Origin of the sequence: Nocardia aurantia (assembly GCF_009604425.1) — a bacterium.
Lineage (GTDB): Bacteria > Actinomycetota > Actinomycetes > Mycobacteriales > Mycobacteriaceae > Nocardia > Nocardia aurantia.
Genome location: NZ_WEGI01000005.1, coordinates 261,799 through 286,232, shown reverse-complemented (window position 1 = coordinate 286,232; position 24,434 = coordinate 261,799). Strand labels below are relative to the sequence as shown.

The window sequence follows — 24,434 nt, the reverse complement described above, 5'->3', positions numbered from 1 at the left end:
TCGGCCCGGATCATCAGGCGGGCAGCGGAATCCGATCGAATTCGCCGTCGCGGGCACCGGCCACGAAGGCGGCCCATTCGCCCGGCGTATAGGTCAATCGCATCCCGGCGTGGACCAGGGTGGCGCCGCCGTCCGCCGCGGATTCCACCTCGATCGCGGAACGGGTTGCGGCCCGGCCGACCACGGCGTCGAGAAACGCCGTCCACTCCACCGCGGACACGGTGATCACGGGTTCGGTCGCATCCCGGTTCGCCGGATCACGCCGGAATTTGCTGTCCCGGACCAGAACCGCACCGGCGTCGAATCTGACTTCCACACACTGGTTTCCGTTGTTGGTACGGGTCGACGTGAACCAGCCGGTGACCTCCGGCCGGTACCTGACGGGAGTGAGCATGGCGCAGAATTCTACCCGCGGGCATACTCGCGAATCAGGGCCAGCGAATCCGCTCGACTGAGGGATCGTTCCAGAGCCCGCACGTATGCGAAGCTCAGATCACGCACCTGATCCGAGTTCTCTACCGCCCCACCGAAAACCGCGCTCTCCGCCCAGCCGAAGGTGGGCAGGGCCGGGGCGGTGAAGTCGAGCAGATGGAAACTGGAGCCGCCGAGGATCGCGCCCGTCGTGGCACGGAAGGGAATCACCCGGAGCTCGACGGTGTCGAGCTCACCGGCCAGGCGTTCCAGGTATTCCAGTTGTCCGCGAAGCACTTTCGGCCCGCCGATCTGTTGCCGCAGCGTCGCCTCGCCGACCACGGCGATCAGCTCCGCCCGGTCCGTCCCGCGCAGCCGGCGCTGTCTTCGCATGCGGACCTCGACGAGTTGTTCGACCTGGACCGGGCGGATCATGACGTCGGCGCGGATCAGGGCTCGGGCGTAGTCCTCCGTTTGGAGGAGGCCGGGGATGACCAGGCTGTCGTAGCTGCGGATGGTTTCGGCGCCGTGTTCCATGCCGTAGTAGCGCTGTAGTTCGGGGCCCAGCAGGGTGGTGGAGCCGGTCCACCAGCCGCGTTCCCGGCCGGCGGCCAGGAGGGTGAGCAGTTCGGCGCGTTCCTCGGCGGTGACCTCGAGCAGGTCCAGGACCGGGGCGATCGAGTTCGCGGTCAGGACGCGGCGGCCCTTTTCGACGTGGGACCAGTTGGCCGGGGTGAAGCCGACGCGTCTGGCGAAGGTCGCGGAGTCGTAGCCGCGGTGTTCTCGGAGTTCACGCAGGCGCAGAACCAATTCCCACCTGGCAACCGTGGGGGACAGCGGAGCCATGGGGCTCGATCGTACGCCCGGGGGCCCTCGGCGTGTGACTATTGTCATTTCTCCGGGGCGGCTATACGGTCTGTGCGTCGGTGACCACGTCGGTCGGTGGCGCCCGGCTTGCTCTCGATGTCGCGTCGATGCAGAGATGGGGTTTCCTCATGAGCACGCTGGACCCGCCGGCCGCCGATACCGCCGCGCAGGAGGCGTTCGCCCGCTGTCGTGGTTATCGCCGGGAGAACGGGTTGTATGGGGTGGTCGAGCCGGCGCTGGGGCGAATCATGTTGGATGTCGGGGTGGTCGGGGCCGTGAGCATGCCGGCGGGGCTGGGCGCGGGGGTGCGGGGATTGCTCGCGGCGGACGGCCGGGGCGGGCCGGTCATCGGGCATCCGCGCTCGGCGCGCTGGACCTTTCTGACCGGGCCGGCCGGCGATGCGGCGCAGGACACGGCGTTGCTCGCCGAGTTGTTCCATCTCGGCGCGAATCTCGCCGTGCCCGGCGCCGGGGTCGTGCTGCCCTCACCCGCCGACGAGCGGACGGGTTATCGGGTCTGGATCGATCCGCCGGTGGGGGCGTTCCGGCCGGAGGTGGCCGCCGTGCTCGACGCCATCCGGCGCCGGCGGGCGGCCCGCTGAACGTCAGCGCGGGGGCGCGGGGGTCAGCGTGATGCTGTACCGGTTCTCCAGGGTGTCCTGGAAGTCCTGGGAGCATTTGTCGATCTTGGCCTGATCGCCCTTGGCGTTCTGCACGCAGTCGTAGTAGTCCTTACCACCGCTCTGCACGAAGATGTTGCCGTAGATCACGCCGATCACGATGCCGCCGACGAGGCCCAGCAGACCGAGGATGAGCCCGGTGATCGCCATGCCGCCACCGGCGCCGGTGCCCTTGCGCGCCTTCATCGTCGCGATGATGCCGAAGATCACGGCCAGCAATCCGAACAGGACGCCGCCGATGACGGTGAGGAAGCTCAGCAGCGCGAGGATGCCCAGCACCAGCGCCGTGATCGCGAGACCCCGGCTGCGTGACTCCTGCCAATACTGTTGTCCCGGTGGGGGATACTGGCCCGGCTGCGGATACTGGCCCTGGTACTGGCCGGGAGGCGGATATTGACCGGGTGGGGGGTAATTTCCGGGGGGCGGGTACTCGGTCACCGCTGTCCTCTCGTTCTACGGTCGGTCGTCGGATACGCCCGACGACGTCGACTGGTAGTCGACTACAGAGGTTATCGGCCGCCCAGCCGCGCGTGCATCTCCCACACCAAAATTTCCGACGGCAGTTCGGCGACGATCCGCTGACCGCCGGTGCGGGTCAGTCGCACCGCGTCGCCGGCGTACAGGGTGCCGACCCCTTCCATCCGCACCTGCCCGCGCGCGACGAACAGATGCAGGAACAGCGCCTCGGGCAGGGTGACCGTGCCCGCGGCCGGCATCCGGGCCACGTGCAGCGCCGAATGGCTCGAGTTGATCGCGATGGCGGTGCGCTCGCGGTAGCGCGGCAGCCCGGACGCGACCGTCACCAGGCCGCCGCCGGACAACTCGTCGTCGATCTCCAACTGCTGGTAGCCGGGACCGAGACCGGGCTCGTCCGGCACCACCCACATCTGCACGAAATGCACGGGCTCGGCGTGCTCGGCCGTGCCACCCTGAGCCGGCGGCAGCCGCCAGGAGTCGTTCTTCTCGGAGTGCAAAATGCCGGTGCCCGCGCTCATCCGCTGCGCGAGGCCGGGATAGATGACACCGGCGTGACCGAGCGAGTCCTGATGTACCAGTGACCCGTCGAGCACCCAGGTGACGATCTCCATATCGCGGTGCGGGTGGGTGTCGAAGCCCTGGCCCGGCGTCACGATGTCCTCGTTGTTCACCAGCAGCAGCCCGTGATGGGTGTTCTCCGGGTCGTAGTGCTCGCCGAAGGAGAACGAATGCTTCGAATCCAGCCACGCCACACGGGTTTTCATGCGGTCGCCGCCGCGATGCACGTCGATGTGTGGTGTCGTGAGTGTGGACACCGTGGTCCTCCTCTCGGAGCCGAGCACCGATCACCCCGCGGAGCGGGCGTGCGTTCCGCACCCCACCGAGCGATTACCAGTAAATTCTAGCCTGGCGTCACACCCGGCCCGGACGCCGTGACCGCCGCCGCGGTCGCGACCGGATCCGGACCCGCCACGTATCCGTCGGCATGTGATCGGCGCCCGCTAGGGTTGGTTCCGTTCGTCCGTCCCGGCGGGCCGTACGGACGCTCGAAACCGTATCACGAAGTGGCGCAACGTAAACCGGAGGAGAACCGCTGATGCGACCCGAGCTGCCCGGGTGGGCCGAGTGCGGCCGGTCGCGGTCGGCCCCGCCTCCCCGCGGCGCCGCCCCGGCGAGCGGCGCGCCTCGGTGCCGCATGAGGAAACCGCCGGTCGGGCGGCGTGTCGCAGGGCTGCGCGCGGCGGCGATCCGGCGCTGAGTTCCATGACCGAATCCAGAGGGCGTCGCGCGGCCTGGCTCGCGGGGGTGCGCCGGCCCGGAGTGCTGCGGCTGGCGCTGGTCCGTTTCGCCGGGCAGTTCGGCGACGGCATGTTCCAGGCCGCCCTGGGCGGGGCGATCCTGTTCAATCCGGAGCGGGAGACCGATCCGCTGGCCATCGCGGGCGGTTTCACGGTGCTGTTGCTGCCCTATTCGATCATCGGCCCGTACGCGGGCGCGCTGCTCGACCGCTGGGATCGGCGGACGGTCCTGCTGGTCGCGAACCTGCTGCGCGCGCTGCTCATCGGCGTGACGGCGGTGGGTCTGCTCGGCGGCATCCACAACCTGCCGCTGGAACTGCTGGCGCTGGCCGTGGTCGGTATCAGCCGATTCGTGCTGGCCGGGGTGTCCGCCGCGCTGCCACGGGTGCTGGCTCCGCAGTTGCTGGTTCCGATGAACTCGGTGCTGGCGACCGTCGCCTCCGGCTGCGCCGCGGCCGGTGCGGCGCTGGCGGTCGCCCTGATCGGCGCCCTCGGCAGCGGCAATCTCGCCTCCGCGGTGGCGACGGGCGGCAGCGCCGTCGGATCGGTGCTCGGCGCGCTGGCCGCGGCGAGTTTCGGGGCACGGGTGCTCGGACCCGACACCCGCGGCCACCATCCCGACGACACCGGTTCGGTGCGGGCGATCCGCACCGGCCTGCGCACCGGCGCCCGCGCGGTGTGGGAGTCGGCGGAGTGCACCACGGCGATGATCGGCGTCGCCGCGCACCGGATCGTCTTCGGCGCCGACACCCTGATCATGGTGCTGGTGCTGCGGCGCGATCGCACCGCCGGTCTGACCCTGCACAGCGGACTCGGCGGATTCGGGGTCGCGATCGCGGCCGCCGCCTCCGGAATGCTGGTCGCGGCCGTGCTGGCGCCGGTGCTGATCCCGCGGCTGGGCCGCCCGCGGACCGTCACCGCCGGGCTCGCGGTCGCCGTGGTGGTGCAGGCGCTGCTGGTCACGCCCGTCACGCTGGCCGGCGGGCCGGGGGACCGGCACGCCTATCAACTGCTGCTGGCCGGCGCCTTCCTGCTCGGGCTGGCCGGTCAGACGATCAAACTGACCGGCGACGCCACGCTGCAACTCGACGTCGACGACGCCCGGCGCGGTCAGGTGTTCGCGCTGCAGGACACGATCTTCAACATCGCCTTCGTACTGGCCGTCGGAGTGGTGGCGCTGATCATCCCGCCGGACGGGCGGTCGGTGCCGGTCGCCCTGGCCGGCGCCGGGGTCTACGCGCTGGGCGTGGTCGCGGTGCTCCTGAACGGCCGCCGCCCGGCGCCCCGGGCGGAATCGGACGGTCCGGGCGCCGCGCGGCCGCTGCCCACGTAGACCGACGCGGAATTCCCTTCGCGTCGCACGGTATTCGGGCCGACCGTCGATTACATTGATGGGCGCTGTGCCCGGTCCCACCCGGATTTCCGGGTCGCAGCGCGTGCTCACCGCCGTGCCGTCGGCAGCCATCCGAGGAGGACCGAGACATCATGGGGCTGTTCCCGCGCCGAACGGCCGTGCCCGCCCTGTTCGGCGTGCTGGCGTCGGGTGTCCTGACCCTGCCGGCCTTCGCGGAACCGGCCGCGTGGGCCCCGCGACCCGTGAACGCCTGTGGCGAAATCGGTTTCGATCCGCTGTCCCGCAAGCCCGATCCGCTGGCGCCGCCCGCGCCCCTGCTGCCGCCGAGCATCGACATCCCGATCCCGGTGCCGAAGGTGACGATGGTGCCGGTGCCGGGACCGAAGCCCGACAACACCCGCATCGACGCGCCGGCGCCGCCCGCGGACCCGTGCGGCGCGCCCTGTCCCGACGTTCGCGACAGCCTCGGGCCCGATCCGGCCGGCGCCGCGGCCCCCACACCGTTCGCACTGCCGCGAGTGCAGATCAAACCGGAGATCGAACCGATTCCGATCCCCGTGCCCGGCGGCGACCCACCGCCGCCCGAACCGCCCCCGCCGCCGGTGGTGCACCCCACCGAACCGGGCCCGGTGGCGCCGGCCGTCGCGTCCCGGCAGGTGCGATCCGTCGAACTGGTCAACCAGGTGACCGGCCACGGCTCGGTCAACCGCACCGATGTGCGCTATCAGGTGGACGGCACCGACCTCGGGCTCATGTGGGAGACCAAGCCCGGCGAGGTGGCCGTCGTGTTCGGCGACACCTTCGGCAAGGGCTGGCAGCCCGGCGGCGCCGGCGCCGAGGATCAGGACTGGCGCAGCAACGTGCTCGGCTACAGCACGAGCCGCGACCTGTCCAAGGGGCTGGTCATCGACTCGATGGTGCAGGACCGGCGCTGCCACGCGGCCGAACTGCTGGACAGCCGCAAGATCAAGAACTTCGAGACCACCACCATCCCGACCTCCGGTTTCGCCCTCGGGTCACGGCAGTTCCTGACCTACATGTCGATCAACCACTGGAGCAGGATCCCGGGCATGTGGATCACCAACCGCGGTGGCCTGGCCTACTCCGACGACGACGGCCGCACCTGGGTCAAGGATCAGCACGCCGAATGGGACAACGTGTTCGGCACCGACCGGTTCCAGGTCGGCGCGATGGTGCCGCACGGTGATTACGTCTACCTGTTCGGCACCCCGAACGGGCGCATCGGCGTGGTCGGCCTGGCCCGCGTCGCCAAGTCGGAGATCCTGAACAAGTCCGCCTACCAGTACTGGGTCGACGGCAATTGGGCTCCCGCCGCGGAGAATTCGGCGACCCCGCTGTTCCCCGGGCTCGCCGGTGAGCTGTCCGCCCGCTTCGACGATTCCACCCGGCAGTGGCAGCTGACCTATCTGGACCCGATGCGGCACGCCATCGTGCTGCGCACCGCGGCGCAGCCGCAGGGCGCCTGGACCGACGGCGCCGCGCTGGTCGACACCGACGACTACCCGACCGCGTACGGCGGCTTCATCCACCCCTGGTCGAACGGCCGGGACCTGTACTTCACCGTGTCGGCCTGGAACACCTACAACGTCTATCTGATGCACGCCACGCTGGACGATCAGCACGGATAGACGTGCACCTCGGTGGCCTTCACCACGAAGTACACCGCCGTCCCGGGAGCGAGCCCCAGTTCGGCCACCGCCCCCGGAGTGAGATCGGCGACCAGCCCGGCACTCCCGTCGGGCCGGTCGGTGGCGTGCACCCGCACAGTCCCGCCCCGATCGCTCAACTCCGCGATCCGCACCCGGAACATGTTGCGCGGACTGCCGATCGGCGGCTCCCGGTAGACTGCGACCGCGGCGGGGGAGAAGACCGCCGCGGCCCGGCCGCCCACCACCCAGTCACCCTCGCATCGGCCCGACACGATGTCGTCGCCGCACAGGACCGCACCGATGCCCGTATCACCGGTGATCATCGGCCCGTTCGCGACCTCGCCGGCGACCGTGTCCCCGGGCATTGCCGTGGCATCCGGACCGATCGCGAAAACGGCGACATCCGTATCGCTTTCGGACAGTACGGCAGGTTGGGCATCGTCTGTGACCGGCCGTGACTCGTTCGGCGCACCGCCGGACTCCGGCATGTCCCCGGTCGCGACGGTGTTCTGTGCGCGGTCGCGGGTGACCGGGACGGCGGTGCCGATCAGGAGGTCGACCCCGGCGATGCGGGCCGCGAATTCGCTTCGCGGCCTGGTGAGTACGTCGCCGACGGGACCGTGTTCGACGATCCGGCCGGAATCCAGCACGATGACCCGGTCGGCCAGCGTCAACGCGTCGACGATGTCGTGGGTGACCAGGATCGCGGTGGGTCGCGGCCGATCGAACTGTCCGGCAGCGGGATTCGCGGCGTCGGCAGTGGGCCGCAGCACCCGGCGGAGCAGGGCGCGCATTGCGACCGCGACGGTCACGTCCAGGGCGGCCATCGGTTCGTCCAGCAGGATCAGGTCGGGGGTGACCGCGAGCGCGCGGGCCAGGGCGATGCGTTGCGCTTGGCCACCGGAGAGCCGGGCCGGACGGCGACCGGCGAATTCGCTCGCGTCCACGGCGGCCAGCCACTCGCGGGCGGCCGCAGCGGCGGCGCGGCGCGAGGCTCCACGACTGCGCGGTCCGAAGGCCACGTTCGCCGCGGCCGAAAGATGCGGGAAGAGCAGGGGGTCCTGGGCCAGCAGCGAGATCCGGCGCCGATGCGGCGGTACCGCAAGACCTCTCGTGACATCGGTGAGGTCGCGGCCGTGCAGCCGCACCCGGCCACTGTCCGGAACCAACAGCCCGGCGATCACGTCGAGCAGCGTCGACTTGCCGGCGCCGTTGGGGCCCAGCACCGCCAGCACCTCACCGGGCCGCACGGTCAGGTTGACCGATAGCCCACGTGCGGCCACGCGGGCCGAAACCTCCAGTCCGGCGGACATTTCCGTGCCCATCACAGCCCGACCCACTCCCGGCGCCGCGCCGCGTTCGAGCCCGCCCCGCGATAGGCGACCAGCACGATCACCACCGCGACCACCACCAAGAGCAGCGAAAGGGCCACGGCGGCATCGGGATCGGCCTCTCGTTGCAGGTAGATCTCCAATGGCAGCGTGCGGGTCCGCCCCTGCAGACTCCCGGCGAAGGTGAGGGTCGCACCGAACTCCCCGAGCGACCGCGCGAACGACAGCACGGTCCCCGAGATGAGCGCGGGCCGCAACAGCGGCAACGTGATTCGCCACCACACGACGGTGGGCGACGCGCCGAGCGTGGCGGCGACCCGCTCGTACCGTTCACCGGTGGTGCGCATCGCCCCCTCGAGCGTGATCACCAGGAACGGCAACGCCACGAACGCCTCGGCCAGCACGACAGCGGTGGTACTGAACGCGATTCGGATTCCGAGGGCCTCCAGGTGCCGGCCCAGCAGACCGTACCGGCCGAACATGTACAGCAACGCCATACCGCCGACCACCGGCGGTAACACCAAGGGCAGCAAAACCATCGCGCGCAACACCGGCAGTACCCGCCAGCGCACCCGGGCCAGCACCATCGCCATCGGCACGCCGAGCAGCACGCACAACACCGTGCTGGCGAGCGCTGTGCGCAGACTGAGCTCCAGCGCCGCATGCGAGGCGGGCGTGGTGACGAGCGCCCAGAAGCTCGGCCAGCGCACGGCTTTCGCCAACGCCACCAGCGGCCCGACCACGAAGGCGAAACCCAGCAGCGCCGGCACCAACAGCCAGCGCGGGACGGACGGCCCCGGGGAGCGCAGCGCCACCCGAATCCGGCCCGGCCCCCGCGGATGTCGCGTCCGGTTCACGGTCACAGCCGGACCCGATCCGGTCCGGTCCGACGGTCCCGCGCCGACACACAGCACCGAGCCACCATCCGGCAGGACCACAACGCAGCCGGATCCGACGCAGTCACCACTGTCGCCACCCGACCTCGAACCAGCGTGTTCACAACACGACCCGATCCCGCACGGCCGCCGTCGTCACGGCATGACCGGACTTGTACGGCCACAACGCAGCCCGAACCGGCGCGGTCACGAGGTGACCGATCCCGTGCGGTCACGGCGTGACCCGTTCCGATGTCCTCACGGTGTGACGAACCCGGCCTTCGCCAGCGCGGCGCGGCCCTCGGGGCCGGTGATCAGCGCGTCGAACTGCTGCGCCAGGTCGGCGTGCTTCGAATCGGCGACGGGGGCGATCGGATAGACGTTCACCGCGCCGGCGGACTCCGGGAAGGCGACGGTGGTGACCTTGCCGCCGGCTCCGGCGGCGTCGGTGACGTACACCAGGCCCGCGTCGGCCTCCCCGGAGGTGACCTTGGCCAGCACGTCGGTGACCGCGGACTCCTCGCTGACCGGGCTGATCGCCACGTGTGCGCTGGTGGTCACCTTCTTGGTGGCGGAGCCGCACGGCACCTGCGCGGCGCAGACGACGAGACGCAGTCCGGGCTGGGCCAGATCCGCCAGGGCGGCGATGTGCTTCGGATTGCCCGGCGGCGTGACGATGGTGAGTGTGTTGGTCGCGAAGGTCTGCGGCGCGGCGGTGATCCGGTTCGTCTTCACCACCTTGTCCATGTTGGCCTGATCGGCGGACGCGAACACGTCGGCCGGCGCGCCCTGATTCAATTGCGCGGCCAGATCGGAGGATCCGGCGAAGGAGAATGCCACCTTCGTTCCCGGATGCGCCTTCTCGAACGTGGCGCCCAGATCGGTGAACACGTGGTTCAGCGACGCCGCGGCGAATACGGTCAGCGTGGTGGTGCCGGTCGGGCCGCCCGAGTCCTTCGAGTCGCCGGACCCGCAGCCGGCCAGCAGGCCCACTGCGGCCACTGCCGCGGTCACGCCGGCGAGCGCGCGGCGGCGCGCGGCGCGGCCGCTCACCGGCCCGGCGTCTCGACGACGACCGTGGTCGCCTTCACGCTCGCCACCGCGACGCTGCCCGGTTCCAAACCGAGCGCCCGCACCGACTCGCTGCTCATGAGCGACACCACTGTGAACGGTCCGCATTGCATCTCCACCTGTGCCATCACCCCGTCGATCACCACGCGGGTGACCAATCCGGGAAACCGATTGCGTGCCGAACTGGCACTACCCAGCCTGGTCTGTGGCGGCCGCGCGTTGGCACTGGCCAGTTCGGCCAGATCGCGGCCCTCGATCACCAGGCGGCCCGCGTCGTCCTTCTGCGCGGTGAGCGCACCGGTGTCGATCCAGCGCCGCACGGTGTCGTCGCTGACGCCGAGCAGTTCGGCGGCGTCACGGATTCGTAGACTGGGCACCGCCGGAGCATATGTCCGCATTATCGGATCGGACAAGATGTTCCGGCCGTATCTTCGGAGAACAACGGCAGACTGTGCCGTCCGTCAGCCGTGTCGGGACCGGCCGGTACGCTCGGGGCGGTCATGGCCACCTCATTCGATCCCGCCGCCTGGTCACCGTCCCGAGCGCTGGGTCTCGGGCGGCGACTACTGGATCCGGAATGGCTCGAACACTGGGCCGCGGCCACCACCGCGTGGCTGGATCCAGTGGCCGACCCGGTCTCCGGCACCGTCACCGCGTTGCTGCCGGATGCCCTGATGAGCGCGCTCAGTCACGGCATAGTCCGGCGGTTCGGCGGCGCCGAGTTCAGCGCCACACTGCTCGGCCGCGAGCTGACCGCCACGCTGTACGCCCTGCGCGCGAGCCGCCGCGGCGCACACTTCCACGTCGAGGCGACGCTGACCGGGGTGCGGTGGAGCGGTCACCCGATCCGGGAGGCGACCGTCGTCGCCCACGGCGTCCGGCTGGTGCCGGGTGTACCGACCAGGGTGCGCGCCGCCGGACTGGAGATCACCGGCACGATCGCGCTGGATGTCCTGCTGGACCGGGTGAACCGGCGCGACCCGGACTGGGAGCTGACGCCCGGGCCGGTCGGCCCGATCCGCGCCCGGCACCGCCGCCGCCGGATCCGGGCGGTGCTCGACGCCGTGGTCGGCGACAATCTGCTCAGCGTCGCGGTGCATCGCGCCACCTGGTGGGGAATCCGGGTACCGCGCCGCTACCTGCGGATCCCGTCGCGGCCCCTGCCCGGACTCCCGCACGACGTCCGCGTCGAGCGCGCGGACCGAGACGGCGATGTGGTGCGATTCCGGGTCACCGCGCCCGCGGTGAGTGGATCGTTCGATCTGGCCGCGATGCGGTCCGCGATCGTCGCGGGCACCACGATGATCATCTTCTGAGCGGCGTACAGCCTAGGGCGCGCCCGCGTTCCACCATTCGCGCAGGGCTTCCTCGGCCTCGTCGCGCGACAGCGGTCCCCGATCCAGCCGCAGTTCCTTCAGAAAGCGCCAGGCGCGGCCGACCTGCGGGCCGGGCTCCAGGCCGAGCAACTCCATGATGTCGTTGCCGTCCAGGTCGGGGCGTACCCGCGCGAGATCCTCGGCCTCCTGCAACCGGGCGATCCGCTCCTCGAGGTTGTCGTAGGTGGCCTGCAGTGCCGCGGCCCGGCGCTTGTTGCGGGTAGTGCAGTCGGCGCGCACCAGTTTGTGCAGCCGCGACAGCAGCTCACCACTGTCGGTGACATAACGGCGGACCGCCGAATCGGTCCACTGACCGGTGCCGTAACCGTGGAACCGCAGGTGCAGATAGACCAGCCGGGCGACATCCTCGGTGAACTGCTTCGGATACTTCAGCGCCCGCATCCGCTTGCGGACCATCTTGGCCCCGACCACCTCGTGATGGTGGAAGCTCACCCCGCCGCCGGGTTCGTTGCGCTTGGTCGGCGGCTTGCCGATGTCGTGCAGCAGCGCGGCCCAGCGCAGTACCAGATCCGGATCGCCGTCCTCCTGGTCGATGGCCTGCCGCAGCACGGTCAGCGAGTGCTGATACACGTCCTTGTGCTGGTGGTGTTCATCGATCTCCAGGGTCATGGCGGGCACCTCGGGCAGCACCCGGGCCGCCAGTCCGGTCTCGCACATGATGTCGATGCCATCGGTCGGATGGGCGCCGCCGATCAGCTTGTCCAGTTCGGCGCGCACCCGTTCCGCGGTGATCCGTTCGATCTCCCCGGCCATCGCCGTGATCGCCGCCCGGACTCGGGGTGCGAGCACGAAGCCGAGTTGGGCGACGAAGCGGGCGCCGCGCAGCATCCGCAGCGGATCGTCGTTGAAGGAGTCCTCCGGCGCGGCCGGCGTGTCCAGCACCCCGGCCAGCAGCGCGTCCAGGCCGCCGAGCGGATCCACGAATTCCAGCGAACCGTCGGCGCCCACCTTCACCGCCATGGCGTTGACCGTGAAATCGCGCCGGACGAGATCGCCCTCGAGGGTGTCGCCGAAGGTGACCTCGGGATTGCGGGACACCCGGTCGTAACTGTCGCTGCGGAAGGTGGTGATCTCCAGTTGCCACCCCGATTTCGAGGCGCTCACCGTGCCGAAGGCCAGACCGCCGGTGTCCCACAGATGATCGGCCCAGCCGCGCACGATCTGCAGCACCTGTTCGGGCCGGGCGTCGGTGGTGAAATCCAGATCGCTGCCCAACCGGCCGAGCACCGCGTCCCGGACGCTGCCGCCGACCAGGTAGAGGTGATGCCCGCGCGCGGCGAACAGCTCACCGAGCGGCGTGAGCACATCCGACAGCCTGCCGAGCGTCACCGCCGCCGCCGCGAGCAGCCGGGTCCGGCGCTCCTCGGGGACAACAGGGTCGGGGGCGGGCACGACTGCCTCCTCGGACTTCGGCGAAACCACGGAACGGCAGCTTAGTCCGCGATGCCCCCGACCTCCGAAACCCGAGCCCGCCGCGGCCGATTACCCCCCGCCGCACCGGCGCGAGGACGGCGAAGCGGCAAATCGAACACCGCTAGACTGACGCAGTGTCTACGGCCGATCGCGCGAACAGCCGACGCCGCCGGCCGCGGCGTCGCGGTTCGGGCGGTGGTGCCGCCAAACCCGCGAATTCCGGCTCCGGCGCCGCGGCCAGGACCGCCGACAAGACCGGCAGTGCGAAGTCCGGCGGAACCAAGAACGGCACCCCCAAATCCGGTACGGCGAAATCCGGCGCCGCGGCCGGCAAGGGCGGCACTGCCGCAGCCAAAGGCGGCACCGCCGCGGCCACGGCGAAGGGCGGCACCGCCGCCACGGCCAAGGGCGGCACCGCCGCCACGGCCAAGGGCGGCACCGCCGCCACGGCCAAGGGCGGCACCGCCGCCAAGGGTGCGAAGCCGCGCATGCGCACCGTCCGGGAGACCTCGGCGGGCGGTCTGGTGGTCGACGGCCTGGACGGGCCCCGGGAACAGCGCTGTGCCGCCCTCATCGGGCGCACCGACCGCCGCGGGCGGTTACTGTGGTCGCTGCCCAAGGGACATATCGAGGACGGTGAGACCGCCGAGCAGACGGCGGTTCGCGAGGTGGCCGAGGAGACCGGTATCAACGGTATGGTCGTTGCCGAACTCGGCAGTATCGACTACTGGTTCGTCACCGAGGGCCGCCGGGTGCACAAGACGGTGCACCATTATCTGATGCGGTCGATCGGCGGTGAGTTGTCGGATGCCGACGTCGAGGTCACCAAGGTGGCATGGGTGCCGCTGAGCGAACTCGATTCCCGGCTCGCCTACGCCGACGAACGCCGCCTCGCGGAGGTCGCGAACCGCTTGATGGATCGGATGGAGAACGGCAGACGATGACGCGCGCGGGTCACCATCGGCGTCGCCGGGCGCCGATGTTTCTCGGCATTGTGCTGGTCGTCCTGGGGGTGCTGGGCATACCGGGCGCCGGTCCGACCGGCGCGCAGCCGGGTTCGGGCAGCGACTCCTCGGCGCCGAAATTCCTGAAGCTCACCATCGATTCCGTGTCACCGAGCACGGTCACCACGTCGACCTCGGCGGTGCTGGTGATCGTCGGCACCGTCACCAATATCGGGGATCGCAACGTCGACGACATCAGCGTGCGGGTGCAGCGCGGCGCGGCGATCGGCCATCCCGGCGGCCTGCGCTCGGCGCTGCGGCTGGATCAGAGCGACTACGACGTCGTGACCACGCCGTTCCAGGACATCTCCGACGAACTGACCCCCGGTCAGCGCAAACAGTTCACCCTGCGGATCGGCGTGCGGCCCGGTATGGCCGGTGCCGGGGGCGCCAACCCGGTCTCGGCCGCGCTGGACATCAGCGATCCGGGTGTCTATCCGCTGTTGCTGAACGTCAACGGCCAGCCCGCCTACGGCGGCCAGGCCCGCCTGGACGACGCCCGCTTCCTCGTGCCCATCCTGGGCCTGCCGTCCATCCCGGACGGCGACGCGAAAGGTTCCGGGCAGCCGCCGGTGCCCGCCCCGCCCGACGCCCCGGTGGCGACCACCCTGCTGTGGCCGCTGGCCGACCGGCCCCGCCTGGTCGCCGGCATCCCCGGTTCGGTGGACGGCCGGGCGCTGCTGACCGACGACGAGCTGGCCGGGGAACTGGCCGGCGGCGGCCGGTTGGATCAGCTGCTGGCCGCACCGGAATCGGTGCTGCACCCCGACACCGGCCCGGATCCGTCCCGCACCGGTCCCGGCCTGGCCTCCGCGCTGTGCCTGGCGATCGACCCGGACCTGCTGATCACGGTGTCGGCGATGACCGACGGCTACCGGGTGCTGGCGAGCCCCTCGGATCCGGACGGCTCGACCCGCGACGGTTCCGGTGCGCACGCCGCCAAGACCTGGCTGGACCGGCTGCACTCGCTGGCCGGCTCGATGTGCACGGTGGCGTTGCCGTTCGCGCAGGCCGATCCGACCGCGGTGGCCGCGGTCCACGATCCGGGCCTCACCGCGCGGGCCATCGACGCCCCGGCCGACATCGTCGACTCGATCCTGTCGATCCGGTCCGTGCGCGGGGTCGCGCTGCCCACCGCGGGCAGTATCGACGGCGATGCCGCGACGCTGCTGTCCCGGCACGGCTACACCAGCGCGATCCTGGCCGACAACGCGGTCGCCACCCCGGACGCCCACGGCGCCGCGGCGAACTCCGCGACCGGTGAAAGTACCGCCCACAGCACTGCCGCGCTGACCGGTCCCGAATCCGACACACCCGAACTGGTGCAGCTGCCCGCCCCGCCGCCGGTACCGGGGTCCGGCACGACGCCCCCCGGCGGGGGCGCATCCGCCACCCCCGTCCCGCCGAGCCCGGCCCCGGCGGCGTCCGCCGGTCCGGCGGTGAGCTCGGCTCCGGTGGCCGGTACGCCGGCGGCGAACCCGGCGGGCCTGAAGGTCGCCACCTTCGACATCTGGTCGGCCACGGCGCTCGCGGCCGTCGGCTCGAACCCGCCGACGCCGTCGTTCACTCCGGAGCGGGTGCGCTACGACGTCAACAACGACTCGCGCGCGGCCCGGTTGCAGGACGCGCTCGGCGCGGTGTCGTGGTCGGCCCTGAATCCGCAGTCGCCGCGCCGCTCGGCCCTGCTGGCGCCACCGCAGCAGTGGGGCGCCAACCGGGACGAGGCGGCGGCCCTGCTGAACCAGGTGGATCTGCTGTTCCGCAACGGACTGGCGACCCCGCGCTCGTTCCAGGATCTGCTCGCCCAGCCGCCGGATCCGCGGCCCTTCGACGTGAACTACCTCGCGGAGTCCGCCGAGGAGGCGGTGCCGGCCTCCTACGACGACCCGGTCCGGGAACAGGGCCGGCGGATCACCGAGCTGATGGGCGCGCTGGTCGAGGTGCCGCAGCAGGAGCCCACCCCGCGCACCTTCCTCAACCCGCTACGCGACGACCTGATTCGGACGCTGAGCCTGTCCGACCGCGGCGCGACCGGCGAACAGGGCGAGACCGCGGCACGCCGGCGACTGGACCAGACCACCCACACCATGGACGGCCTGTACCGATCGGTGACCGTGCTGCCGCCCGGCGGGGTCTACACGCTCGCCTCCGAACAGAGCCCGCTGGTGCTGGTCGCCCGCAACGATCTGCCGGTGGCGGTGCGGATCCGGTTCAAGATCGACGCACCGGCCGAGGCGACCATCACCGACATCGGCGAACAGCAGTTGCCGGCCGAGGGCACCCGATCCTTCCAGATCCCGACCCAGGTCAGCGACAAGCGAAACCTGGTGATTCCGATCTCGCTGACCACGCCCGAGTCGATTCCGCTCGGAAATGCCACATCGGTCTCGGTTCGCTCCAACGCGTACGGCCAGGCATTGGCGATAATCACCTCGTGCGCCGGAGCACTACTCTTGTTACTGGCCGGTCGCCGTCTGTGGCGCCGGTTCCGGGGGCAACCCGATCCGGCCGACAAAGGGCTGGACCCGGGCAAGCGTCGCCGGGTCAACCGGTACGGGCGCGCGCGGACGCGGGCGACGCAGCGACAGGAGGCGCGATGAGCGACGGCGATGTTTCGAGATCGGTCGCCTCGATCGCCGTGCCGGGGCTGTCTCCGCTGACCGGACGACCGGTTCTCGTCTGCGCACCGCGTGATACCGCCGGATCCGTGCGGGAGGTGTCGTGAACGACTACGACGGTCCCCGTCGCGATGGCGACGGCCCGTCGCCGCGGCGCACGCCCGCGGCGCCGTGGGAGCGCGGCCCCAATGTCGACGGCCCCGACGGTCCTCCGCCGAGCCGGCCGCTACCGCAGGTACCGCCCGGGTCGTCCCGGCGCCAGGTCCCGCTGACCGGTCCGATGCCACAGGTCCCGCCCGGACAACGCCCGCCGCCCCCCGCCGATCCGGACCATCGGCCGCCGGTCCGGCCGGTCCCGTCGGGTGTACCACCCCGGCAGGGCCCGCCCGGCGGTTCCCCGCGTCCGGTGCCACCGAACCCGCCGCGGCGCGAGATGCCCCCCAGCGCCCCGCTGCGGCAGGTACCACCCGGCGAGCCGCCGCGGCAGGGCCCGGCCGCCGGCTCGATGCGGCGGGTGCCCCCGGGTGAACCGCCGCGGCAGGGGCCGGCGAGCGGCTCGATGCGGCAGGTCCCGCCGAACAGCCCCCCGTACAACGGCAATCCGCACCGGCCCGCGCCCGGTGAGGCGTTCGAGCCCGGACCGCCGAGCCGTCCGATGCATCGGGTACCGCCGGCCGATCCCGCCCGCGGCCGCCCGATGCCGCCGAGCGGCCGCCCGCCACGGCCACCGGCCGATCCCGCGGCGGCGGTGCCGCCCGATCGCAGTGTGGCGGTGCCGCCCGGTCGCACAGCGGGGGTGCCGCCCCGGTCTGTCGACGCCGGCTACCGCTATCACCCGGCCGGTCCGTCGATGACCGGGCCGACCGAACGGATCGCCCGGCCACGGCCGGCCGCGCCGCGCCCGGACCGGGCCGGCGGACATCCGCGGACCGCGACTCAGGTGGCGGTGGCTCCGGGCCGCCCGGCGGGCAATGCGAACTCGCGGTTGCTCAGCGCCTCCGGTTCCATCGCGATCGCGACGCTGATCAGCCGGATCACCGGTTTCGGCAAGCAGTTGCTACTGCTGACCGTGCTCGGCCCGGCCATCGCCAGCGCGTTCACCGTCGCCAGCCAGATCCCGACCATGGTCGAACAGCTGGTGCTGGGCGCGGTGCTGACCGCGTTCGTGGTGCCGACGCTGGTCCGGGCCGAGAAGGAGGACGCCGACGGCGGCGCCGCCTTCGTCCGGCGCCTGGTGACGACGGCGTTCCTCGTGCTGGCCACGGCCGCGCTGTTCTGCACGGCGGCCGCGCCGCTGCTGATCAAGTACGTCTTCCTGTCCGACGACGGCAAGGTCAGCACCGGACTGACCACGTCGTTGGCCTTCCTGCTGCTGCCCGCCATCCTCTGCTACGGCATGTCGTCGCTGCTGATGGCGATCCTGAACACCCACGAGATCTTCAAACCGGGCGCGTGGGCGCCGGTGCTGAACAACGTGGTGGTGCTGGTCGTCCTCGGCCTGTACGCGCTCACGCCGGGCGAGATCTCGCTGAACCCGGCGCGGATGGGCCAGCCGAAACTGCTGATCCTCGGGATCGGCGTGACGCTCGGCGTCCTGGTCCAGGCCGTCAGCCTGCTGCCGCCGATCCGGCGCGCCGGGATAGATCTGCGCCCGTTGTGGGGTGTGGACGCCCGGTTGAAGCAGTTCGGCGGGATGGCCACGGCGGTCATCCTCTACGTCTTCATCAGCCAGGCCGGTTTCGTCTTCGGCACCCGGATCTCCTCACACGCCGACGTCGCCGGGCCGGCCATCTACAACAACGCCTGGCTGCTGTTGCAGTTGCCATACGGCGTGCTGGGCGTCACCGTGCTGACCGCGATCATGCCGCGGCTGAGCCGCGACGCCGCGGCCGACGACAACCCGGCCGTCGTCGACGACCTGTCGACCGCGACCCGGCTGACCATGATCGCCATGCTGCCGGTCGTGCTGTTCCTGACCGTCGCGGGCCCCCAGGTCGGCAAGGCGCTGTACGGCTACGGGCACTTCGGCCATGCCGAGGCCACCCGGCTGGGCGAGACGGTCAGCTGGTCCGCCTTCACCCTGATTCCGTACGCGCTCGTGCTGATCCACCTGCGGGTCTTCTACGCCCGGGAGCAGGCCTGGACGCCGACCTGGATCATCCTGGGCATCACCACGGTCCGGATGGTGCTGTCGGCGCTGGCGCCGATGGTGGTGGCCGAGGACCACGTGGTGATCGCGCTGAGCGTCGCCAACGGCATCGGCTACATCGCCGGCGCGATCATCGGCGGCTGGCTGTTGCACCGCAGCCTGGGCGACCTCCGAATGACCAACGTCGGCCGGACGGTGACGCGGGTGATGCTGTCCTCGGTGGCCGGCGCGGCGGTCACGGTGATCGTCGATCAGTTGCTGGGGTTGCCCCGGCTGCACAGTGTCAGCGGTTCCATGTTCCGGGTGGTCGTCGACGCGGTGGTCATGTTCGGCGTCGCCTTCGGGCTGATGCGCCTGATCGGCATCCCGGAGATCGTGTCGATCACGGTGTCGATCTCGCGGCGGCTGGGCATCACCCCGCCCGCCCCCGATCTGGACCTCGGCCAGCCGGACGCCGACATGCAGGACACCATGGTGCTTCCGCGGTTCGACGCCGCTCCGTACTACTACCGGTACGAGCCGTACATGGACACCCAGACCATGGTCTTGCCGGTCATTCGACCCGGTGCGGTTGACCGCACCGGAGAGGGTGAGTTCCCGTACCCTGTTCGGCAGAGAAACGCAAATGCCGAACCCGGCACTCACCGGCAGGATCCGGAATCCCAGCACGACGAGACGGGTACCCGCGCGGACGCGGATCAGGGACAAACCGGCGACGGGCTTGGTGCGACGCCGGCATATCGGACCACGACACACCAGGGCGAAGGAGGAACCAGCGTGAGCGACGACGCGGCGGGTGCCGTACCGGCCGCCGATGCTGCTGCCGCGGCGGGCGCTGTACGCACCGACGACGTCCAGCCCGCCGGCGTGCCGTCGGACGAGCGGCACGGTGGCGACCACAGCGAACCGCCGGCCGAACACCATGCCGGGGTTCCCGGCCTGGTGCCGTCCCGCGATCCGGTCTACGACACCGGCATGATGTCGCCGGTCTCGCCGGAGATGCCGCCGATGCGGACGGAACCGCCGATGCGGCGACTACAGCGTGGGCCGAAATTGATCCCGGGCGCCTCGGTGGCCGGCGGCCGATACCGGCTGCTGGCCGATCACGGCGGCGCCCGCGGCCTGCGCTTCTGGCAGGCGCTGGACGTGAAGCTGGACCGTGAGGTCGCGCTGACCTTCGTCGACGCCGATCAGAAGGCGACCGACAACTCCGGCCAGGACGGTCCGCAGGGCATCCTGTCGCGCACGCTGCGGCTGGGCCGGATCAACTCGCCGGGCCTGGCCCGGGTGCTGGACGTGGTGCGCGGCAGTTCCGGTGGCATCGTGGTGGCCGAGTGGACCCCCGGCCGATCGCTGCGGGAGATGGCCGAGACCCGGCCGTCGCCGATCGGCGCGGCCCGGGCCATCCGCGCCCTGGCGGCCGCCGCCGAGCTGGCGCACCGCGGCGGTGGTTCGCTGTCGATCGATCACCCGGACCGGGTGCGCATCAGCGCCACCGGCGACGCGGTGCTGGCCTTCCCCGGCACGCTGTCGGATTCGGAGCCGCAGGCGGACGTCCGTGGCCTCGGCGCCATGCTCTACGCGCTGATGACCGCCCGCTGGCCGATCCGGGTCGGTGGCGTCTCCGGCGCCGCGGCGAACGTGGGCGGGCTGCCGCTGGCCGATTTCGGCCCGGACGGCACGCCCGTGGAACCGCGGCAGATCCGGCCCGAGGTGCCCTTCGAGATCTCCGCCGTGGCGGTGCGCTCGCTGGAGTCCAACAAGGGTGTGCGGACCGCGGCGACCGTGCAGCACGTGCTGGAGCAGGCGTCGGTCGTCGACCAGAAGACCGACTTCATCCCGGTGCTGCGGCTCGGGCAGCGGGCGACCGCGCCGAGCGATTCGCTGGCCGATCCGGAGTTGCTGGCCGCCGAGAAGGAGCGCTCCCAGCGCATGGTGTGGGTGCTGGTCGGTCTCGGCATTTTGGCGGCGCTCGCGGTCGGCGTGATCATCTGGTGGCTGCTGAGCGTGTTCGCGCCCAGTTCCTCCAACGCCCCGCTCAATGAGCAGCGCCAGCTCGGCCTGACCACCGCCAACACCGCGCCGGCGGATCCGGCCACGGGCGCCGCCCCGGCCGCGCCGGGCGGCCCGCAGTCGGCCACCGGCGGCGTTCCGGTGCCGGTCACGGGCGCATCGGTGTTCTCGCCGGAGGGCACGCCGGACGGCACCGGCAACGTCACGGCGGTGCTGGACGGCAATCCGGCCACCATGTGGCGGACGGATCAGTACTTCCAGCAGTTCCCGGCGCTGAAGAAGGGCGTCGGGATCCTGACCACCCTCGGCAGCCCGAGCAAACTCACCAAAGTGATCATCGATTCACCGAGCGCGGGCACGGTGGTCGAGATCCGCACCTCGCCCACCGCGGCGACCACGCTCGATCAGACCCAGCTGATCGGCCAGGCGACCCTGGCCGACGGCGCCACCTCCATCGCGGTGCGCGCCGATCAGCCGGGCCGGTATGTGCTGGTCTGGATCACGGCGCTGGCCAACTCCGGTGGCCAGTACCGGACCTCGATCTCCGACATCCGTTTCGAGGCCGCTCCCTAGCGGCTCGCGGAACGGGTGCGAACCCGTACTCGCCTCGTTGGTCTGGTTGCTGCCCGTTCGTCACAGCCGATATGATTCGCAGCGCACTCTCAGCAGGGAGTTTCCTGGGATCTGGCGTTTCGGTCCTGGATGACGCGAAGGATGCGACGGTGTGGCCCGTCTCGACCCTGGGCACACGACGCCGTCGTCAGCGCCGATCCTAGGGGTTTGTATTGCCGTTCGATGTCGATGGGTACGCCGGGGGGACGTCCGAGTCATCCACAGTAGTCCGTCGTCGTTCGTTCGATCGCGAGGCGGCCACCGATCAGGAGTTGCTCGCCGCACACGTGGCGGGGGACCGGCACGCCTTCGGCGTGCTGTTCCGCCGGCACTACGACCGGCTCTGGCAGCTGGCGTTGCGCACCTCGTACACGCCGGAGGACGCCGCCGACTCGTTGCAGGACGCGCTGTTGTCGGCGCATCGCAAGGCCGGCACCTTCCGCGGCGACGCCGAGGTGAGCAGCTGGTTGCACCGCATCGTGGTCAACGCGTGCCTGGATCGGATCCGGCGCAACAAGTCCAGATACAGCCTCTCACTGTCCGACGAGGCGGTGGGGGAACCGGCCGCCGAGCGGGACGACTTCGCCGATCTGGAGATGTCGATGGTCGTCGACGCGGCGCTGTTCACGCTGCCGCCGGAGCAGCGCACCGCGTTGGTGGCCGTCGACCTGGAGCGGTATACGGTAGCCGAGGCGGCCGCGATGCTCGGTGTGGCCGAGGGCACGATCAAGAGCCGATGCGCCCGCGGCCGGGAACGTCTCAAACAGCACTTGGAATTCTTGAGAGAACCGGGGAACCGGACGTAGCGTCGCAACGTCTTAATTTGCGACGAGATATTTCGAGGTGGCAGCGCCGACCGAGGAGGTGTGCGGAATGACGGCTCGACCGTTGCCACAGCCACCGTTCTCGCCGGCTCTGCTGGCCGATCTGCACGCCGACAATCTCGCACCCGAGCTGTCCGACCGGTTGCAGCCCCTGGTGCGCGAGGATCCGGAGGCCGCGGGTTTCCTGCGCTCCCTCGACGATGTCAGCACCGAATTGCACCGCCTCGGTACCGATCCGCTGATCCTGCACCCCATCCCGCCGCGCGTGAGCGCCACGCTGGACCGGATGCTGGACGCACTCGCCGCCGGCGCCGATCCCGCGGCGCTGGCCTCCGGCCGGCCGCCGGCCGCCGATGCGGCGATCCTGCCGCTGCCCCGGCGGCCTCACGTCCCCGACCGGAGCTTCTCCCGGCCGCGCTGGGGTGTGGCGGTCGCGGCGGCCGCCGCCGTCGCCGCGGGTGGAGTGGGTGTGGGGATGGCCACGCACAACCGCCCGGTGGCCTCGAACGCGTCGCCCGCCACCAGCACCGCATCCCACCCCGGCAGCGCGGTGCCCAGCGGCGGCCTGTCCGCCGCCGCCCTGCTCGACGCGCTCGGCCGCGACGACGTCTCCGGGCCGTTGTCCCGGCCCGGCGCGCTCACCGCCTGCGTCGCCGCCACCGGTCTCGACCGGACCGTCCTCGGTGCCGTGAACACCCGTTACGGCAGCGATCCCGCCGTCCTGATCCTGCTGTCCGGTCCGCAGCCACCCACCGTCACCGCCCTGGTCGTCGGCCCAGGCTGCGGCCCCGGCGACCCGCAACTGCTGGAGACCCGCGACATCGGCTGACCGGCGGGAGACGCGCTGCCGGACGGGCTCGGGAACAACGACGTTTACCCTGTTGTTGTCCGACACGCCCCGCCACAGTATTTCGATACACGACCATCACCCTCGGAAGGGCTCCATGAGTACGCCAGTTCGCGACCTGATCATCGTCGGCTCCGGCCCGGCCGGCTACACCGCCGCCGTCTACGCGGCGCGGGCCGATCTCGAGCCACTGTTGTTCGAGGGCACCCAATTCGGCGGCGCTCTGATGACCACCACCGAGGTGGAGAACTTCCCCGGCTTCCGCGACGGCATCATGGGCCCGGACCTGATGGAGCAGATGCGCGAGCAGGCCAAGCGGTTCGGCGCCGACATCCGCACCGAGGACGTCGACGAGATGGATCTCACCGGCCCGATCAAGACGGTCACCGTGGGCGGCGAGACGTATCAGGCCTACGCGGTGATCCTGGCGATGGGTTCGGCCGCGCGCTATCTGAACGTGCCCGGTGAGCAGAAACTGCTCGGCCGCGGCGTGAGCGCCTGCGCCACCTGCGACGGGTTCTTCTTCAAGGGCCAGGACATCGTGGTGATCGGCGGCGGCGACTCCGCGATGGAGGAGGCCACCTTCCTCACCAAGTTCGCCACCAGCGTCACCATCGTGCACCGTCGCGAGGAGTTCCGGGCCTCCCGGATCATGCTGGACCGCGCCCGCGCCAACGACAAGATCCGCTTCGTCACCAACGCCGAGGTCACCGAGGTGCACGGCGACACCGCCGTCACGAGCCTGACCCTGCGCGACACCCGCACCGGGGAGACCTCGGAGCTGGCCGCCACCGGCCTGTTCGTCGCCATCGGCCACGATCCGCGCAGCCATCTGGTCCGCGATCAGATCGACGTGGACGACGAGGGTTACGTGCTGGTCGAGCAGCCGAGCACCGCCACCTCGCTGCCCGGCGTCTTCGCGGCCGGCGACCTGGTCGATCACACCTACCGGCAGGCGATCACCGCGGCCGGCACCGGCTGCCGCGCGGCCATCGACGCCGAGCACTGGCTCGCCGAGAAGGGCGACATCGCCGCCAACACGCTCTGAATCCGGTCCGGCGGCTCGCCGGCCGGGACCGGTCCAGCAAGTTCGAGGAGACAACCATGTCCGATTCCGTCACCAAGACCGTCACCGACGCCACCTTCCAGCAGGAGGTGCTGAGCAGCGCGAAGCCGGTGCTGGTCGACTTCTGGGCGACCTGGTGCGGCCCGTGCAAGATGGTCGCCCCGGTGCTGGAGGAGATCGCCGCCGAGCACGCCGACAAGCTGACCATCGCCAAGGTCGACGCCGACGCGAACCCGTTGACGGCCCGGGACTACGGCATCCTGTCGCTGCCCACCCTGGTGCTCTTCGCGGAGGGCAAGGAGGCGAAGCGGATCGTCGGCGCCAAGGGCAAGGCCGCCCTCCTGCGCGAACTCGGCGACGTGATCTGACTCCGGGCAGGTAGGATCCCGGGCACCGGTCGTGCGACGGACGGGCGGGTGTGAGCCGTCGCACGAGTGGGTACCTGGGTTGGCAGAAG

19 protein-coding genes and 2 pseudogenes are annotated in these 24,434 nt (G+C 71.0%); 11 read left to right on the top strand and 10 right to left on the bottom strand.

Annotated elements, in window-relative coordinates:
- Positions 1-13 precede the first annotated feature (13 nt).
- Together NRB56_RS13040 and NRB56_RS13035 are read right to left on the bottom strand one after the other, a co-directional pair.
- Complete coding sequence (locus tag NRB56_RS13040; protein ID WP_153341734.1) at positions 14-394, bottom strand: DUF397 domain-containing protein; 381 nt, start codon at positions 392-394, stop codon at positions 14-16.
- Positions 395-405: 11 nt separating this feature from the next.
- The gene (locus NRB56_RS13035; RefSeq protein ID WP_153341732.1) at positions 406-1,257 is read right to left on the bottom strand and encodes a helix-turn-helix domain-containing protein; all 852 of its coding nucleotides are present in this window, start codon (positions 1,255-1,257) and stop codon (positions 406-408) included.
- 80 nt (positions 1,258-1,337) lie between these two features.
- Here NRB56_RS13035 and NRB56_RS13030 point away from each other — a divergent pair, with 80 nt between their 5' ends.
- Positions 1,338-1,880: a hypothetical protein gene (locus NRB56_RS13030; RefSeq protein ID WP_319942936.1), complete on the top strand. Its 543-nt coding sequence runs from the start codon at positions 1,338-1,340 to the stop codon at positions 1,878-1,880.
- A 3-nt stretch (positions 1,881-1,883) separates the two neighbouring features.
- On the opposite strand, the gene NRB56_RS13025 is transcribed toward NRB56_RS13030, so the two are convergent.
- On the bottom strand, positions 1,884-2,396 hold the full coding sequence (locus NRB56_RS13025; RefSeq protein WP_319942935.1) for a DUF4190 domain-containing protein: 513 nt from the start codon (positions 2,394-2,396) through the stop codon (positions 1,884-1,886).
- Between the two features lie 71 nt (positions 2,397-2,467).
- Positions 2,468-3,250, bottom strand: a complete 783-nt coding sequence (locus tag NRB56_RS13020; protein WP_319942934.1) for a pirin family protein — start codon at positions 3,248-3,250, stop codon at positions 2,468-2,470.
- A 448-nt stretch (positions 3,251-3,698) separates the two neighbouring features.
- Here NRB56_RS13020 and NRB56_RS13015 point away from each other — a divergent pair, with 448 nt between their 5' ends.
- Together NRB56_RS13015 and NRB56_RS13010 are read left to right on the top strand one after the other, a co-directional pair.
- On the top strand, positions 3,699-5,066 hold the full coding sequence (locus NRB56_RS13015) for an MFS transporter (RefSeq protein WP_153341731.1): 1,368 nt from the start codon (positions 3,699-3,701) through the stop codon (positions 5,064-5,066).
- 152 nt (positions 5,067-5,218) lie between these two features.
- Positions 5,219-6,736 carry a DUF4185 domain-containing protein gene (locus tag NRB56_RS13010; protein ID WP_153341729.1) on the top strand — a complete coding sequence of 506 codons (1,518 nt, stop codon included), beginning with the start codon at positions 5,219-5,221 and terminating at the stop codon, positions 6,734-6,736.
- Here the strand turns inward: NRB56_RS13010 and NRB56_RS40480 are convergent.
- The 5 genes and pseudogenes from NRB56_RS40480 to NRB56_RS12985 form a co-directional block, all read right to left on the bottom strand.
- Complete coding sequence (locus NRB56_RS40480) at positions 6,724-6,918, bottom strand: TOBE domain-containing protein (RefSeq protein ID WP_406603476.1); 195 nt, start codon at positions 6,916-6,918, stop codon at positions 6,724-6,726. The two genes, NRB56_RS13010 and NRB56_RS40480, sit on opposite strands and share 13 nt — an antisense overlap.
- Positions 6,919-7,590: 672 nt before the next feature.
- Positions 7,591-8,043, bottom strand: a pseudogene (locus NRB56_RS40475) (ATP-binding cassette domain-containing protein); the annotation flags it as partial.
- 38 nt (positions 8,044-8,081) lie between these two features.
- The gene (locus tag NRB56_RS12995; protein ID WP_153342177.1) at positions 8,082-8,897 is read right to left on the bottom strand and encodes an ABC transporter permease; all 816 of its coding nucleotides are present in this window, start codon (positions 8,895-8,897) and stop codon (positions 8,082-8,084) included.
- 324 nt (positions 8,898-9,221) lie between these two features.
- On the bottom strand, positions 9,222-10,016 hold the full coding sequence (gene modA / locus NRB56_RS12990) for a molybdate ABC transporter substrate-binding protein (protein ID WP_319942933.1): 795 nt from the start codon (positions 10,014-10,016) through the stop codon (positions 9,222-9,224).
- Complete coding sequence (locus tag NRB56_RS12985; protein WP_319942932.1) at positions 10,013-10,411, bottom strand: TOBE domain-containing protein; 399 nt, start codon at positions 10,409-10,411, stop codon at positions 10,013-10,015. Before NRB56_RS12985 ends, modA begins: the two co-directional genes overlap by 4 nt.
- A gap of 123 nt (positions 10,412-10,534) precedes the next feature.
- On the opposite strand from NRB56_RS12985, the gene NRB56_RS12980 reads away from it, so the two are divergent.
- Positions 10,535-11,350, top strand: coding sequence for a hypothetical protein (locus NRB56_RS12980; RefSeq protein ID WP_153341726.1), 816 nt, complete (start codon positions 10,535-10,537; stop codon positions 11,348-11,350).
- A 12-nt stretch (positions 11,351-11,362) separates the two neighbouring features.
- Here NRB56_RS12980 and NRB56_RS12975 read toward each other — a convergent pair whose 3' ends face one another.
- Positions 11,363-12,823, bottom strand: coding sequence for a CCA tRNA nucleotidyltransferase (locus tag NRB56_RS12975; protein ID WP_319942931.1), 1,461 nt, complete (start codon positions 12,821-12,823; stop codon positions 11,363-11,365).
- A gap of 500 nt (positions 12,824-13,323) precedes the next feature.
- Between NRB56_RS12975 and NRB56_RS40470 the strand changes: the two are divergent.
- From NRB56_RS40470 to trxA, 7 genes and pseudogenes are all read left to right on the top strand, one after another.
- Positions 13,324-13,788, top strand: a pseudogene (locus NRB56_RS40470) (NUDIX hydrolase); the annotation flags it as partial.
- Entirely contained in the window at positions 13,785-16,448 is a 2,664-nt protein-coding gene (locus NRB56_RS12960) for a DUF6049 family protein (protein WP_227837622.1), read from the top strand. The pseudogene NRB56_RS40470 and the gene NRB56_RS12960, both read left to right, overlap by 4 nt.
- Before the next feature lie 868 nt (positions 16,449-17,316).
- On the top strand, positions 17,317-21,201 hold the full coding sequence (gene murJ, locus NRB56_RS12955; protein ID WP_153342167.1) for a murein biosynthesis integral membrane protein MurJ: 3,885 nt from the start codon (positions 17,317-17,319) through the stop codon (positions 21,199-21,201).
- Between the two features lie 311 nt (positions 21,202-21,512).
- Positions 21,513-22,046 (top strand): RNA polymerase sigma factor SigM, encoded by a 534-nt coding sequence (gene sigM / locus NRB56_RS12950; RefSeq protein WP_406603472.1) that lies wholly within the window; start codon positions 21,513-21,515, stop codon positions 22,044-22,046.
- 67 nt (positions 22,047-22,113) lie between these two features.
- Positions 22,114-22,893 carry a hypothetical protein gene (locus tag NRB56_RS12945; RefSeq protein WP_153341722.1) on the top strand — a complete coding sequence of 260 codons (780 nt, stop codon included), beginning with the start codon at positions 22,114-22,116 and terminating at the stop codon, positions 22,891-22,893.
- Between the two features lie 115 nt (positions 22,894-23,008).
- Positions 23,009-23,959, top strand: a complete 951-nt coding sequence (gene trxB / locus NRB56_RS12940) for a thioredoxin-disulfide reductase (protein ID WP_153341720.1) — start codon at positions 23,009-23,011, stop codon at positions 23,957-23,959.
- A gap of 56 nt (positions 23,960-24,015) precedes the next feature.
- Positions 24,016-24,345 (top strand): thioredoxin, encoded by a 330-nt coding sequence (gene trxA / locus NRB56_RS12935; RefSeq protein ID WP_153341718.1) that lies wholly within the window; start codon positions 24,016-24,018, stop codon positions 24,343-24,345.
- Positions 24,346-24,434 lie beyond the last annotated feature (89 nt).

What these genes read in the sequence shown, in the direction of transcription:
- NRB56_RS13040 (WP_153341734.1), bottom strand. Translation starts at nt 394, where the DNA reads ATGCTCACTCCCGTCAGGTACCGGCCGGAGGTCACCGGCTGGTTCACG.
- NRB56_RS13035 (WP_153341732.1), bottom strand. Translation starts at nt 1,257, where the DNA reads ATGGCTCCGCTGTCCCCCACGGTTGCCAGGTGGGAATTGGTTCTGCGC.
- NRB56_RS13015 (WP_153341731.1), top strand. Translation starts at nt 3,699, where the DNA reads ATGACCGAATCCAGAGGGCGTCGCGCGGCCTGGCTCGCGGGGGTGCGC.
- NRB56_RS13010 (WP_153341729.1), top strand. Translation starts at nt 5,219, where the DNA reads ATGGGGCTGTTCCCGCGCCGAACGGCCGTGCCCGCCCTGTTCGGCGTG.
- NRB56_RS40480 (WP_406603476.1), bottom strand. Translation starts at nt 6,918, where the DNA reads ATGTTCCGGGTGCGGATCGCGGAGTTGAGCGATCGGGGCGGGACTGTG.
- NRB56_RS12980 (WP_153341726.1), top strand. Translation starts at nt 10,535, where the DNA reads ATGGCCACCTCATTCGATCCCGCCGCCTGGTCACCGTCCCGAGCGCTG.
- NRB56_RS12960 (WP_227837622.1), top strand. Translation starts at nt 13,785, where the DNA reads ATGACGCGCGCGGGTCACCATCGGCGTCGCCGGGCGCCGATGTTTCTC.
- murJ (WP_153342167.1), top strand. Translation starts at nt 17,317, where the DNA reads ATGACCGGGCCGACCGAACGGATCGCCCGGCCACGGCCGGCCGCGCCG.
- NRB56_RS12945 (WP_153341722.1), top strand. Translation starts at nt 22,114, where the DNA reads ATGACGGCTCGACCGTTGCCACAGCCACCGTTCTCGCCGGCTCTGCTG.
- trxB (WP_153341720.1), top strand. Translation starts at nt 23,009, where the DNA reads ATGAGTACGCCAGTTCGCGACCTGATCATCGTCGGCTCCGGCCCGGCC.
- trxA (WP_153341718.1), top strand. Translation starts at nt 24,016, where the DNA reads ATGTCCGATTCCGTCACCAAGACCGTCACCGACGCCACCTTCCAGCAG.